This window comes from Corynebacterium halotolerans YIM 70093 = DSM 44683, assembly GCF_000341345.1.
In the GTDB taxonomy this organism is placed as follows: Bacteria; Actinomycetota; Actinomycetes; order Mycobacteriales; family Mycobacteriaceae; genus Corynebacterium; species Corynebacterium halotolerans.
In genome coordinates this window covers 616,762-629,326 of sequence record NC_020302.1, presented here as the reverse complement: position 1 = coordinate 629,326, position 12,565 = coordinate 616,762, and the positions used below count along the sequence as shown (strand labels likewise).

The 12,565-nt window shown below is 70.1% G+C and carries 14 protein-coding genes; 2 read left to right on the top strand and 12 right to left on the bottom strand.

The features are described from left to right. Positions 1-10 precede the first annotated feature (10 nt). Complete coding sequence (gene groES, locus A605_RS02995) at positions 11-310, bottom strand: co-chaperone GroES (protein ID WP_015400024.1); 300 nt, start codon at positions 308-310, stop codon at positions 11-13. Between the two features lie 185 nt (positions 311-495). Further along, positions 496-924 carry a hypothetical protein gene (locus A605_RS02990; RefSeq protein WP_015400023.1) on the bottom strand — a complete coding sequence of 143 codons (429 nt, stop codon included), beginning with the start codon at positions 922-924 and terminating at the stop codon, positions 496-498. Positions 925-1,078: 154 nt separating this feature from the next. Between A605_RS02990 and A605_RS02985 the strand changes: the two genes are divergently transcribed. Further along, the gene (locus A605_RS02985; RefSeq protein WP_042440207.1) at positions 1,079-1,987 is read left to right on the top strand and encodes an IS982 family transposase; all 909 of its coding nucleotides are present in this window, start codon (positions 1,079-1,081) and stop codon (positions 1,985-1,987) included. 18 nt (positions 1,988-2,005) lie between these two features. Here the strand turns inward: A605_RS02985 and tsaD are convergent, their stop codons facing one another. The 6 genes from tsaD to nadB all read right to left on the bottom strand — a co-directional run bounded on the left by tsaD (position 2,006) and on the right by nadB (position 7,412). Then, entirely contained in the window at positions 2,006-3,049 is a 1,044-nt protein-coding gene (tsaD, locus tag A605_RS02980; RefSeq protein ID WP_015400022.1) for a tRNA (adenosine(37)-N6)-threonylcarbamoyltransferase complex transferase subunit TsaD, read from the bottom strand. After that, positions 3,046-3,525: a ribosomal protein S18-alanine N-acetyltransferase gene (gene rimI / locus A605_RS02975; RefSeq protein WP_015400021.1), complete on the bottom strand. Its 480-nt coding sequence runs from the start codon at positions 3,523-3,525 to the stop codon at positions 3,046-3,048. Before rimI ends, tsaD begins: the two co-directional genes overlap by 4 nt. After that, positions 3,526-4,188, bottom strand: coding sequence for a tRNA (adenosine(37)-N6)-threonylcarbamoyltransferase complex dimerization subunit type 1 TsaB (gene tsaB / locus A605_RS02970; RefSeq protein ID WP_015400020.1), 663 nt, complete (start codon positions 4,186-4,188; stop codon positions 3,526-3,528). It abuts the gene before it with no gap. 42 nt (positions 4,189-4,230) lie between these two features. Further along, positions 4,231-4,710 carry a hypothetical protein gene (locus tag A605_RS02965; RefSeq protein WP_015400019.1) on the bottom strand — a complete coding sequence of 160 codons (480 nt, stop codon included), beginning with the start codon at positions 4,708-4,710 and terminating at the stop codon, positions 4,231-4,233. A gap of 222 nt (positions 4,711-4,932) precedes the next feature. Further along, positions 4,933-5,682 carry a class I SAM-dependent methyltransferase gene (locus A605_RS02960; RefSeq protein WP_015400018.1) on the bottom strand — a complete coding sequence of 250 codons (750 nt, stop codon included), beginning with the start codon at positions 5,680-5,682 and terminating at the stop codon, positions 4,933-4,935. 53 nt (positions 5,683-5,735) lie between these two features. Then, on the bottom strand, positions 5,736-7,412 hold the full coding sequence (gene nadB, locus A605_RS02955; protein WP_015400017.1) for an L-aspartate oxidase: 1,677 nt from the start codon (positions 7,410-7,412) through the stop codon (positions 5,736-5,738). A 64-nt stretch (positions 7,413-7,476) separates the two neighbouring features. Here nadB and A605_RS02950 point away from each other — a divergent pair, with 64 nt between their 5' ends. Next, entirely contained in the window at positions 7,477-8,202 is a 726-nt protein-coding gene (locus A605_RS02950; protein ID WP_015400016.1) for an NUDIX hydrolase, read from the top strand. 10 nt (positions 8,203-8,212) lie between these two features. Here the strand turns inward: A605_RS02950 and tsaE are convergent, their stop codons facing one another. The 4 genes from tsaE to A605_RS02930 form a co-directional block, all read right to left on the bottom strand. Next, positions 8,213-8,707: a tRNA (adenosine(37)-N6)-threonylcarbamoyltransferase complex ATPase subunit type 1 TsaE gene (tsaE, locus tag A605_RS02945; protein ID WP_015400015.1), complete on the bottom strand. Its 495-nt coding sequence runs from the start codon at positions 8,705-8,707 to the stop codon at positions 8,213-8,215. Then, entirely contained in the window at positions 8,704-9,801 is a 1,098-nt protein-coding gene (gene alr, locus A605_RS02940) for an alanine racemase (RefSeq protein WP_015400014.1), read from the bottom strand. Before alr ends, tsaE begins: the two co-directional genes overlap by 4 nt. 162 nt (positions 9,802-9,963) lie before the next feature. After that, on the bottom strand, positions 9,964-11,040 hold the full coding sequence (locus A605_RS02935) for a maleylacetate reductase (protein WP_015400013.1): 1,077 nt from the start codon (positions 11,038-11,040) through the stop codon (positions 9,964-9,966). 305 nt (positions 11,041-11,345) lie between these two features. Then, positions 11,346-12,533, bottom strand: coding sequence for a cytochrome P450 (locus A605_RS02930; RefSeq protein ID WP_015400012.1), 1,188 nt, complete (start codon positions 12,531-12,533; stop codon positions 11,346-11,348). Positions 12,534-12,565 lie beyond the last annotated feature (32 nt).

Here is a 12,565-nt window from a genome sequence, read left to right as displayed (position 1 = left end):
GGGGGATCGCCTACTTCTCGACGATGGCGAGCAGGTCACGGGCGGACAGGAGCAGGTACTCCTCGCCGCCGTACTTCAGCTCGGTGCCGCCGTACTTGGAGAAGATGACGGTGTCACCCTCGTTGACGTCGACCGCGACGCGCTCGCCCTTCTCGTTGGTGCGGCCCGGGCCCACGGCGATGACGGTGGCCTCCTGCGGCTTCTCCTTGGCGGAGTCCGGGATGACCAGACCGGAAGCGGTGGTGGTCTCGGCCTCGACGATCTGGACCAGGACCTTGTCCTCGAGCGGCTTGATGTTGACGTTTGCCACGATATTCCTCCGTGCGTGAGATGGAATGAATAGATTGTGCCGGTTGCGGTGCCCAGCACAGTCGTCGTCGCGGGTGAACAACTGTGGGTTCGACAACCTGCCTGGCACTCTACCCCCGTGAGTGCCAGCACTCAACTGTAGCGGGTGCCAAACGGGGGTTTGCACGGAAGAATCCCCCGAAGGAACTAGACGTCGAACCGCCCGAGATTGAGGACGGCCGCCCGCCAGTAACGGTACTCATCCTCATTGTCCTCGCGGTAGGTCCTGACGGCGCGGATACCATCCCTGATCCGCTCGATGTCGTCCAGGCCGATGTCCTGCCCCTCGGCGCCGATGAACACCACCGGCCCGGAGATCGCGGTGGTGGGATCCGCCAGGAACGCCGAGTTGCCGGTGGCCGCTTCATTGCGCCCCAGGGAGGCGACCGGATTGGGTTCGGCACCGCGGGCCTTGGCCTCGGGGTTATACAGGGCGGCGAAGGTGGTCCCGTCCTCCTGAAAGGCGACGGACACGCGGTCATCGGTGACGCCGCCGAGGAATTCGTTGGCGTGTTCCAGCTCGAAGGTGACGGCACGGTGGGACAGATCGGGGCTGACGAGGAAACCGGTGGGCATGGGACCTCCCTGGTGCACGAGATGAGGAAGCGCGGTCACGCACAACGTACGTCACCTCAGGCGGATGCGCGCGGCGAACGTGCGTCGCCCTAGATGATTGATTCCAGGGGAGTCGCTACCCAAAAATAAAGCGAGAGTGTTCAAGATCGAAGTTGTGGACAACAATCTCAACACTCTCGCAACCGCACTCTACGTCACCGCCGACGACTTCATCAACACCCATCCCGAGCTCGCGCCACAGCGACCAGCCACCGGAATCCAACCACGGATCAGCGACGCGGAACTCATCGTCCTGGGCATCATCGAAACCCTGCTCGGATTCACCTCCGAACGCCGCTTCATCCGCTTCGCCCGCACACGACTGGCCAGCGTATTTCCCTATATCCCCCAGCAGCCCGGCTACAACAAACGCCAACGCAACCTCACCGAACTCATGCAGCACATCATGACCCACCTGGCCACCTGTACCGGGCTGCTCAACGATGACGTCTGGGTCGTGGACTCCACCCCGGTCGAATGTGGCCGCTCCCGGGAAACGGTGAAACGATCGAACATGGCCGGGTTCGCCGAGTACGGCTACTGCGCGTCGCACTCCCGCTTTTTCTGGGGACTACGGCTGCATCTGGTCTCCACCCTGCACGGTCTGCCGGTCGGCTACGCGCTCACCGGGGCGAAGGCCGATGAACGCGCCACCCTGCTGTCCATGCTGGATGCGGCACCGGTGCCCGTGCCGGCCGGCCAGATCATCATGGCGGACAAGGGCTACAACGGCACCTGGTTGGAAGAAGAACTCAACAATGGTGGTGTCGAACTCATCCGGCCGGCCCGGAAAGGGGAAACATCCAGGCCCGGCAAGCACTTTCTGAAACCTCTGCGGCAACGGATCGAGTCGGTGTTTGACACGTTGAAAGGCCAGTTGGGCCTGGAGCAGCACGGAGGCCGGACCATCTCCGGGGTGCTCAGCCGGATGGTGCGGCGGTTGCTGGCGTTGAGCGCGGTGATCTGGCACAACCACACCACCGGCCAGCCGGTCCTAAGATCATTGACCGCGTACGACCACTAAACCCCCGGAATCAATCATCTAGGCCTGTGGCACCTCGACCTCCATCGAGGGATCGGTGCCCACGGTCAGTTCACTCGCTCCGGCTCCCTCGTGGATGCGTTGGGCCGCGAGCGCCGCGATCATCACGCCGTTGTCGGTGCACAGCTTGAACCGCGGCACCCGCAGCTCGATGCCGGCGGCCGCGCAACGCTCCTGTGCGAGTTCCCGCAGCCGGGAGTTCGCGGCCACTCCCCCACCCAGCAGCAGAACCTTCGCACCGGTGTCCTGGCAGGCGCGCACGGCCTTCATCGTCAGCACGTCGCAGACGGCCTCCTGGAAGGAAGCGCACACGTCCGCCACGGAGATGACGCGCCCTTCGCGTTCGGCGGCCTCGACGTAGCGGGCCACCGCGGTCTTGAGCCCGGAGAAGGAGAAGTTGTGGCGGTGGTCGCCGCGGGAGTCCTCCGCCTTCATCAGCCCGCGCGGGAAGGTTACGGCCTGCGGGTCGCCCTGCTTCGCCAGCTTGTCGATGACCGGTCCGCCCGGGTAGCCGAGCCCCAGCAGGCGGGAGACCTTGTCGTAGGCCTCGCCGGCGGCGTCGTCGAGGGTGGAGCCGAGCTCGCGCATGGGCAGGCCGACGGCGTCGACCTCCAGCAGCTGGGTGTGTCCGCCGGAGACGAGCAGCGCCACGGAGTGCGGCAGGGCGTCGCCCTCGAGGTTGGCCACGGCCACGTGCCCACCGAGGTGGTTGACGCCGTAGAAGGGCACGCCCCAGGCCGCGGCATACGCCTTCGCGGCCGAGGCACCGACGAGCAGGGCGCCTGCCAGGCCGGGCCCGACGGTCGCGGCGACGGCGTCGGGCTTCTCGACGCCCGCCTCGGCCAGCGCCGCGCGCATCACCGGGCCCATCGACTCGAGGTGGGCCCGGCTGGCGATCTCGGGGACCACGCCGCCGAAGCGGGCGTGCTGTTCCATGGAGGAGGCGACCGAGTCGGCGAGGATCTCCAGGTGGCCGTGTTCGTCAAGGTCGACGACACCGACGCCGGTCTCATCACAGCTGGTCTCGATACCGAGGACGATCATTGTTCCCTCTCACTCCTGGACGGGCGGCTCATGGTGTAGGCGTCGGCCCCGGAGGGCTGGTAGTAGTTGCGGCGCACGCCCTGGTTGACGAAGCCGAAGGCCTCGTACATGGCGATCGCCGGTGCATTGTCGGTGCGGACCTCGAGGAAGACCTGCCCGTCGAAGGAATCGGCGGCGTGCATCAGCTGATCCATGAGCAGCCGGCCGAGCCCGCGGCGCTGGTGCTCCGGGTCCACGGCGATGGTGTGGATCTCGAACTCCGGGTCATCGCGCGGGCCGAGCATCGCCATACCGGCGTAGGCGACGAGCACCTCCTCGTCCCCCTCGTCGTCGAAGACGCCGAGGTAGAAGGTGTGGGGGTGGGAGAACTCGATGGCGAAGATGTCGCGGGACCAGGGGTTGTCGCCCGGGAAGAGGATCTGCTCCAGCTCGGCGCAGCGGGCGGCGTCGCGGGTCTGCAGGGCGCGGATTTCCATCTAGATCTCCACCTGCGGAATGGCGGGGGACCGGGGTACGGACTTCGGTTCCTTGGCGTCGGGGCGGCGCAGGTACAGCGGGGTCAGCGGCCCCGGGGTGGCGTCCAGGTCCGCGACGGCCACCAACGACGCCGGCGTCGGCGCAAGATCGCGCTTCGCGACGTCCGCGAGCTGTTCGGGAAGCTTCTCCGCGAGGTGGGCCGGCACGGAGACGACCTCGACGTCGTGCGGCAGCTCCAGCTCGCCGGGGGCCCGGACGTCCGGGCCGGAGGTGCGTTCCGTGCCGCGGTAGGTGGCCCAGTAGATCTCGCGGCGGCGGGCGTCGATGGCCACGAGCTTCGTGTCCTCCGGGAGGCGGTGGGCGATCGCGTCCAATGAACACACCCCGTGGACGGGGATGCCGAGGGCGTCGCCGAACGCGGCGGCCGAGGCCATGCCGACCCGCAGGCCGGTGAACGGGCCCGGCCCGCAGCCGACGACGACGGCGTCGAGGTCGGCGAAGGTGACGCGGGCGTCGGCGAGCGCCGTCTGCACGGTGGGTGTCAGCTGCTCGTTGTGGGCGCGCGTGCCCGGGAGGACGCGGTCGACCGACTCACCGGTGTCGGTGTCGACGACGCCGGTGACCAGGTCCGGGGTGGAGGTGTCGATCGAGAGTACTAGCACGGTGTTCAGGGTAGTCGCTGCCCTGACACGTGCCTAACGGGATCAGACCGCCAGGCCCCAGCCGCCGGCCTCGGTCTTCGCCACCGGCATCATCAGGCGGGTGTCGAAATAACCCTGGAGCGGGACGGTGCACAGGTCCATGACGGAGCGGTCCATCCCGTCGAAGACCGCCTCGCCGTCGGCGTTGCGGAGCATCAGGTAATTGGTGTCCTCCGGGATGCCGAGGGCGCCGATCTCCAGTTCGGAGGCGTCGACGTCGAAGTTCTGGCGGATGGTCTCCTCGGTCTCGGACGGGCAGATGATCGCCCCGGCGCTCCACTCCTCGCCGTAGACGTCCGCCGGTGAGATCGCGGAGATCGTCAGTCCCTGTTCATCGAAGGCGCCGAGGGTGCGCTCGAGGCCACCGGAGGTTTCGAAACGGGATTCCGTCATCCCCGCGCGGGCGACGAGACCACCCAGCACGATGACCCACACGACCAGAATCGCGACCACGATCCACAAGCTCTTCTTGGACAGACGCACAAGCTCCCCTTCATTGGTTCGGTTAACGGGCCCACGGTACCGGGTGTATCTGCGCGTTTCACGGCCCGCCCCTGTCAGGCGGCTGACAACCCGGGCGGGACGTGCCCGTGTCGCTCAATCGACCATCCCTGCCAGGGGCGGGAAAATTACGCCGGTCCCCGAACAGGCACCAGAAAATACTGCGCTTTCCGTTCGGGGTTCCGGGAAAACCGCCCGCCCCCTTCAGCCCACCCGCCCGGCGCGCACCGTCACCGGCCAGACCACGGTGCGGGCCTGCTCGGGATCACCCCAGCGGGCGGCCAAGCGTCGGGCGAAGTCCGCCAGCTCACCACCGTGCCCGCTCTCACGGGCCTTCTTCGCCGCGGACCAGGTGCCCACGTAGCCGAGGAAGTGGGCGAGCCGGTGTTTGCGCACGATCGGCGGGCAGACGATCTCGACCTCCTCGTAGGGGAACGGCAGATCGGCCAGGCCGTTTTCGACGTGCACGCGGGCCGGCGCCCAGAACCGGTGGAACTCACCCCAGTAGAACTCCTGGTAGAGCTCGTCGATTCCGGGGTCCGCCTCGGCGTCGAGACGGCACATGCCGTAGCTGACCAGGGCCAGGGCCGCACCGGGGGCCGCGACCCGGTCAACCTCACGGTAGAAGGCAGGCAGGTCGAGCCAGTGGGCGGCCTGCGCGACGGTGATCAGGTCCATGCCGGCGTCGTCGACGGGCAGGTCCTCCGCGGTACCGACCCGGTAGGTTGCCCCCGGGGCCGGGGTGGCGGCGTCGATCTGGCCGGCGCTGGCGTCGACGCCGAGGACCCGGTCGAAGTGACGGGAAAGCTGGACGGTCAACTGCCCGGTGCCGCAGCCGACATCGAGGGCGGTTGCGCGCCGTGCCGGCAGTTCCGCGAGCAGGCCGCCCAGCTCCCGTGGGTAGTCGGGGCGGTGGAGGGCGTAGTCGGCGCCGTCGGTGAAAGGGTTGGCCATGCAGTCAGCGTACGACCGGAACCGGTGCGTGGGGCGGTTTCGGGCGCGGGAGCTCAGACGGCCGCGACGACCGCGCCCACCGGCTCGTGGGTGATCACGATCTCCCCGGCCGCGCCGGGGGCCAGGCGCAGGTGGCTCTCCCAGTCTCCGGAGGTCTGAGGGTGGTCGGCACGGCGGTGGGCCCCGCGGGACTCGTCGCGTTCCCGGGCCGCCCGGGCGATGAGTCTGCCGACGGCGTGCAGGGCCGTGGTATCCAGCGTTGCGTCGTCCACGTCCGGGCGGGTCACCGGCAGGGTGGGCAGCGCGTCGAGCCCGTCGATTGCCGCGTCGAGGCCCTCGGCGGTGCGCAGCACCCCGACGTAGGTGTCCATGATCCCGTGGATGCGGGTCCGCGCCGCCGCGTCCGTGAGTGCCACGGCGGGCCGCTCGACGGGCTCACCCGCCCTGCCCGGGGGTGCGGAGGCCAGCAGCTGCCCGCACCGGTCGCCCATGACGAGTGCCTCGGTCACCGAGTTGGAGGCCAGCCGGTTGGCGCCCTGCACCCCGGTGGCGGCGACCTCCCCGATGGCGTAGAGACCGGGGACGCTCGTGCGTCCGTCCATGTCGGCGGCCACCCCGCCGCAGAGGTAGTGGGCGCCGGGGCGCACGGGAATCGGCTCGGTGACGGGGTCGATGCCGCGTTCGCGCAGCATCGCGAGGATGCCGGGGAATTTCGTCGCCCACGCCCGCGCGCTGAAGTGGCGGGCGTCGAGCAGCAGGTACTCCTCCCCCGTGGCCAGCATTCGTGCGTGCATCGCCGCGGAGATGACGTCGCGCGGGGCCAGGTCGGCCAGCGGGTGCACCCCGGCCATGACCCGCCGTCCGGCATGGTCGATGAGGACGGCGCCCTCGCCGCGCACCGCCTCGGAGATGAGCACGTCGCGCCCGCCGCTCCGCTCCTGCCCGGTGCGGCGGTGGAGGATCGTGGGGTGGAACTGGGTGAACTCGACGTCGCGCAGCACCGCCCCGACGCGCCAGGCCATCGCCAGTCCGTCGCCGGTGGCCACCCCCGGGTTCGAGGTCAGGGTCCAGGCCTGGCCGGCCCCGCCGGTCGCCAGCACGACCGAGTCAGCGAGTAGGTCACCGATGCGTCCCGTCGCGTCCCGGACCCGGACGCCGGCGGCGGCCCCGTGGGCGTCGGTGAGCACGTCGACGGCGCGGAGGCCGGTGCGCAGCCGGACGCTGCAGCCGGGCCGGTCCAGCCGGCGGCGCAGGGCGTTGACGAGCGTGCGCTCGACCTCGCGGCCGGAGCCGTCGCCGCGGGCGTGGAGGATGCGCCGGGTGCTGTGCCCGCCCTCGAGGTGCAGGTCGTAGTCGTCGCCGTCGCCCCCGCGGTCGAACCGGGCGCCGAGGGCGATGAGCCGGCGGACGGCGTGCGGAGCGGCGTCGACGAGGGTGCGCACGGCCGCGGGGTCGCAGAGTCCGGCGCCTGCGGTGAGGGTGTCCGCCACGTGGGCCTCAGGGGAGTCGGCGGAGTCCCACACCGCGGCCAGTCCGCCCTGGGCCCAGTCGGTCGAGGAGTCGGCGGGGTCGGTGGCGCGGGTGAGCAGCATCGCGGGCACGCCCGCCTCCGCGAGGTGGACCGCCGTCGCGAGTCCGGCGGCCCCGGAGCCGATGATGACCGCTCCGGTCTCGCGCCGCCAGGTCGGGGCCGGGGTGGCGAGCGCGCCGGCTGGTGCCGTGGGTGTCATTTCTCCTCCTCAGAGGTTTGCGACCGGGGGTCGAAAACTTTTGCCGCATGCTAGCATCCGATTCGTGCACAGTCCCAACCGCCCGGGCCCCCTCCGCGACCCCCTCGGTGTGGCCAAGTACCGCCACGAGGCGGTCGCGGTGACCCTGCGGATCAGGTTCGACGACCCCGCGCCCCCGGCGCTCGAGGTGCTGGCCTACCGGCGGCGCCGGGCCCCCTTCGAGGACCGGTGGGCGCTGCCGAGCGGCGCGGTCGAGGTCGAGGAGACCCTCACCGAATCAGTGCTGCGGCACCTCGGGCAGCGGGCGGGAATCGCCGCCCCCGCCCACCTCGAGCAGCTGGAGACCCGCGGCGCGCCCGGCCGCGACCCCTGGGACCGTACCATCGCCACCGCCTTCCTCGGACTCCTGCCCTGGTCGGACGGGCCGCGGGTGCGCGGGGAGCTGGCCTGGCTGCCGGTGGCCGACCTGCCGGAGATGGCCTTCGACCACCGCGAACTCACGCAGGTGGGCGTGGAGCGACTGCGCGCCAAGCTGTCCTACACCAACATCGCCTTCGCGCTGGCACCGGCAAGCTTCACCATCGCCCGGCTGCGCGACGCCTATGCCGCGGTGCTCGGCCACGAGGTCTCCGCCACGAACCTCAAACGCATCCTCACCCGCCGCGGTCAGCTCGCGGAGACCGGGCAGCATGCGGCCCCCGGGACCGGGGGTGGGCGGCCCGCGCAGCTCTACCGCTTCACGCGACGGGAGCTGACGGTCACTGACCCGTTCGCCGTGCTGCGGCCGTGAGTCCGTGAGTCTACGAGGCCCCGAGCAGCTCCCAGGTGAAGATGCGCGCCTCGGAGGACGGGTCCTCGGCCACGGCGGTCTCGCGGTCGATCCGGATCAGCAGGTAGGTCTGCGCGATCTGTTCGACCAGTCCTCCGCCCCACTCCGCGACGACGACCGCGTCCTCGATTTCAGTGTCCAGGTCGAGGGCGTCCAGCTCCCCGATGGGATCCCCGGAACCGCCCTCGCCGACCAGCCGGTAGGCGTCGACGTGCACGAGCGCCGGACCGTCCACCGTGGAACGGTGCTCCCGGGCGATGACGAACGTCGGGGAGGTCGCCCGCCCCCTGACCCCCATCCCGCGGGCCACGCCCTGGGTGAAGGTGGTCTTGCCGGCGCCGAGCGGGCCGTCGAGGATGACGACGTCGCCGGCCTCCAGCACGGTACCGAGCTCCTCGCCGAAGGTCTGGGTGTCGGCCGCGGTCTCGAGGCGGCGGGTGCCGGTGGTCGGGAAGGTGGGCTTCACTGCTGGTCGCCTCCTGTGTAGGTGCGCACCGTGCGGCCGGTGGGCAGGCAGATGATCTCGTAGTTGATGGTGCCGGTGGCCTCGGCCAGCTCGGTGGCGGACATGCCGCCGGCACCGAAGATGACGGCCTCGTCCCCGGGGCGGACGTCGGCGGCGTTGTCGCCCAGGTCGACGACGATCTGGTCCATGCACACCCGGCCGACCTGCGGGTAGCGCTTCCCGCCGATACCGACCTCCAGGTGCCCCTGCACCATTCGCGGCAACCCGTCCGCGTAGCCGCAGGGAATGACGGCGAGCCGGCCGGCCCGCTCGGCGTGCCAGGTCAGGCCGTAGCTCGTGCCCTCCCCCGGCGCGATCGGCTTGACCACCGCCACCCGGCCCACCCAGGTCATCGCGGGCTTCAGGCCGTGGTCGAGCCCCGGGACCGGCTCCTGGCCGTAGAGGGCCACGCCCACCCGGACCTGCCCGAAGTGCAGGTCCGCCCGCGTCAGGGCGCCGGGTGAGTTGCACAGGTGGTTGACGGGCACCTCGAGGCCGAGTTCCCGGGCGCGGGCGATCGCCCGGCGGAAGCGCTCGGCCTGCCGGTCGGTCTCCGGGTTATCGGGCTCGTCGGCGCAGGACAGGTGGGAGAATACGCCGGTGACGGTCAGGTGCGCGGCGTCGCGCAGGGTGGTGAAGACCTCGTCCCACTCGGCCTCGTCGACCCCGGAACGGTGCAGGCCGGTATCGACCTTGACGCAGACGCGGGCGGGCACCTCGGCGGCGACCAGCGCGCGGGCGTGCTCCAGCGAGGGCACGCCGAGCTCGATATTCAGTGCCAGCGCCTCGGCGACGTCCTGGTGGGGTGACCAGATCCAGGCGAGGATGGGGGTCTCGATGCCGGACTCGCGCAGCTCGACGGCCTCGGCGAGGGTGGCGACCCCGAAGGCGTCGGCGCCGTTGGCGGCCATGACGGGGGCGACCTCGGTGGCGCCGTGGCCGTAGCCGTCGGCCTTGACCACGGCCATCAGGCGCGCCTCCCCCACCAGGTCCTTGAGCAGGCGGGTGTTGTGGGCGATGGCGTCGAGATCGATGCGGGCGGTCAACAGGTCCATGGGGACCTATTGTGCCACCAGGACCGCAGGCCCTACTTCTCGGCGGGGGCGAGGACGATGTCGCAGCGGCACTTCGCCCAGCTGCGCTCCCCCGGGTCCCGCCCGTCCGGCGTCGGGCACCGGAGAGCCACCGGTTCCGGGCGATCCCGGGTGCGGTGTTCCCTAGTTGTCCTGGACGGAGGCCGGATTATCGCCGCTCAGCGCGGCGGTCAGTAGGGCGGTGAGGCTGCCCTCGTCGACGGCGCGCGGGTTGGAGTCCGGGATCGCCTCCAGCGCCAGCGCGACGGCCGTGGGCAGGTCGTCGGCGGTGAAGCCGTAGTCGGCCAGGGCGGTCGGGGCGTCGAGACGTTCCCGCAGCCCCTGCAGGCCCTCGAGTGCGGTGGGGGCACCGAACGCGGCGGCCATGCGCGCCTCCGCCTCCGGGGCGTTGGGGGCGTTGAAGGCCAGCACGTACGGCAGCACGGTGGCGTGGGTCTGGGCGTGCGGCAGGTTGAACGTGCCACCGAGGATGTGGCAGATCTTGTGGTGCATGCCGGAACCGGCGGAGGTGAACGCCACCGCCGACAGGTACGCCCCGTACAGCGCCAGATCCCGGCCGTGGACCGACTGCGGGTCCTCGACGATCACCGGCAGCCCCTCATTGAGCGCCCGGATGCCCTCGGCGGCCATCGCCGCGTTGACCGGATCGGCCTCCGGCGCCCACAGCGAGTCCACGCAGTGCGCCAGACCATTGAGCCCGGAGGCCACCGACAGCTCCACGGGCAGCGACAGGGTCAGCTCCGAGTCGTAGATGACGCTGGCCGGCAGCACCCGGTTGTCCGTGCCGGTGGTCTTGCGCCCGTTCTCGGTCAGGCCCCACACGTTGGTCGCCTCGGAACCGGCGTAGGTCGTCGGCACCGCGACGATCGGGATGCCGGTGGTCAGCGCCACCGCCTTCGCCAGCCCCGTGGTCGATCCGCCGCCCACGCACACCAGCAGGTCCACCTCGTTGCGTTGGGCGACATCGCGGGCGGCCTCAGCGGTCTCGACCGGCACGTGCATGACCACGTCCGAGTGCCAGACCGCCACCTCAATCCCGGCGGCGACCTCCCGGGCCAGGTCCAGTTCGCGTTCGCCGGCGATGACCATCACCCGCTGAGCATCGAATCGGCGGACTTCCGCGGCCAGGTTCCCGGACGCCCGGCCGAAACCGAACAGCACCCGCTGCGGAAGTGTCACATGGTTGAACTCCAGGCTCATTGCCTTGTCTCCTTCTTCTCGTCTTCGTCGTCCCAGTTCTGTCCCCACTGCGTGCGCCGCCATGGTACGGCGGCGTCACACCTCCACTGTGCCAGCGAGTCAGGACCGCCGTGGCCGGAATGAGCCCGGGGACGAGACAGACGAAGCGGGTGCCGGTCTTCGTCGATTCGCGGCGAGTGACGTCAGAAAGGGCCGCGGAGGAGTGGTCCCGGTCGAGGACCACTCCTCCGCGGCCGACATCGGCGTGTCAGCGCTTCCCGTGCCGCGGGAATCGGTCACGCCTCCACAGCGGTCCCCGGCGGGTACTACTCACCGGCGGGCACGAGGTCGGTGATCTCGATGGAGTCGTAGGGGCGGGTGAAGTTGTTCAGGCGCTGGACGACCTCACCGACCCGGTAGCTCTTGACGCGCGTGGCCCAGGCCTCGAGCAGTCCGTGGATCTCCAGTTTGGCCAGCCCCTGCCCGGCGCAGGCGTGGATGCCGTAGCCGAAGCCGAGGTGGTCGACGGCGTTGCGGGAGATGTCGAAGGTCTCCGGATTCTCGAACTTGCGCGGATCGAGGTTGCCGGAACCGTAGAGCAGGGCCACCTGCGCGCCCTCCGGAATGACCGTGCCGCCGATCTCGACGTCGCGGGTGGTCCGGCGGCCGAAGGCCGGGGTGGGGGTCTTCACGCGCAGGACCTCGGTGAGCGCGGCCGGGACCAACTTCGGGTCCTGGCGCAGCTTCTCGAACTGCTCCGGATTCCGCGCCAGGAGCACCAGCGCATTGCCGATGGTGGTGATGGTGGTGTCCATGCCGGCGGCCAGGATCTGGTGGACGATGTAGCCGAAGCTCTCGTGAGAGATGTCACCGCGCTCGGCGGCCTCCCAGATATTGCGACCGATGCTGCCCTCGGCCAGGTCCTCACCCCGCATCTCCTCGTGGGTCCAGTGGAACAGCTCGCCGGCGATCGGCAGACTCTCCTGGGCGCGCTGGTTCATCGGGCCGAGCAGGTTGAAGGCGGCCTCTCCCCAGGGCAGGATCCTCTCGCGCAGGTCACCCTGGACGCCGATGAGGTCGAGGACGATGGAGACCGGGAAGTGCACGGCCATGTCGGCCATGCCGTCGAAGCTGCCGCGCTCGACGAGTTCGCGGACCAGCTCGTCGGCCTTTTCGTAGATACCGGCCTTCATCTTGCGCATGGCGCGCGGCGAGAGGTTGTCGGTGAGCACCGCGCGGAGATCGCCGTGCTGCGGTGGATCGGACGCCAGGCTGGTGCCGGAGAGGATCTCGTTCATCTGTTCGTTGAACGCGACCGCCCTGGAGGAGAAGGTGGCGGGATCACCCAGGGCGTCGCGGATGTCCTCGTAGCGGGTGACCACCCAGGAGTCGTTGGCCGGCAGGTAGACAACCGGGGCCAGCTCCCGGAGTTCGGCGAACACGGCCTCGGTGTTGCGCAGGACGTCGTCGGAGAACAGGTCGATGGTGGATGTGGCGGGCACTGCGACCGTCATGGTGCACCTCTCTCGGATGAGTGAACTTGATC

Bases quoted from the DNA above. Each gene is read 5' to 3' on its own strand.
- A605_RS02990 (WP_015400023.1), bottom strand. From the start codon at position 924: ATGCCCACCGGTTTCCTCGTCAGCCCCGATCTGTCCCACCGTGCCGTC.
- tsaD (WP_015400022.1), bottom strand. From the start codon at position 3,049: ATGATCGTCCTCGGTATCGAGACCAGCTGTGATGAGACCGGCGTCGGT.
- rimI (WP_015400021.1), bottom strand. From the start codon at position 3,525: ATGGAAATCCGCGCCCTGCAGACCCGCGACGCCGCCCGCTGCGCCGAG.
- A605_RS02960 (WP_015400018.1), bottom strand. From the start codon at position 5,682: ATGGCCAACCCTTTCACCGACGGCGCCGACTACGCCCTCCACCGCCCC.
- nadB (WP_015400017.1), bottom strand. From the start codon at position 7,412: ATGACACCCACGGCACCAGCCGGCGCGCTCGCCACCCCGGCCCCGACC.
- alr (WP_015400014.1), bottom strand. From the start codon at position 9,801: ATGGACCTGTTGACCGCCCGCATCGATCTCGACGCCATCGCCCACAAC.
- A605_RS02935 (WP_015400013.1), bottom strand. From the start codon at position 11,040: ATGAGCCTGGAGTTCAACCATGTGACACTTCCGCAGCGGGTGCTGTTC.
- A605_RS02930 (WP_015400012.1), bottom strand. From the start codon at position 12,533: ATGACGGTCGCAGTGCCCGCCACATCCACCATCGACCTGTTCTCCGAC.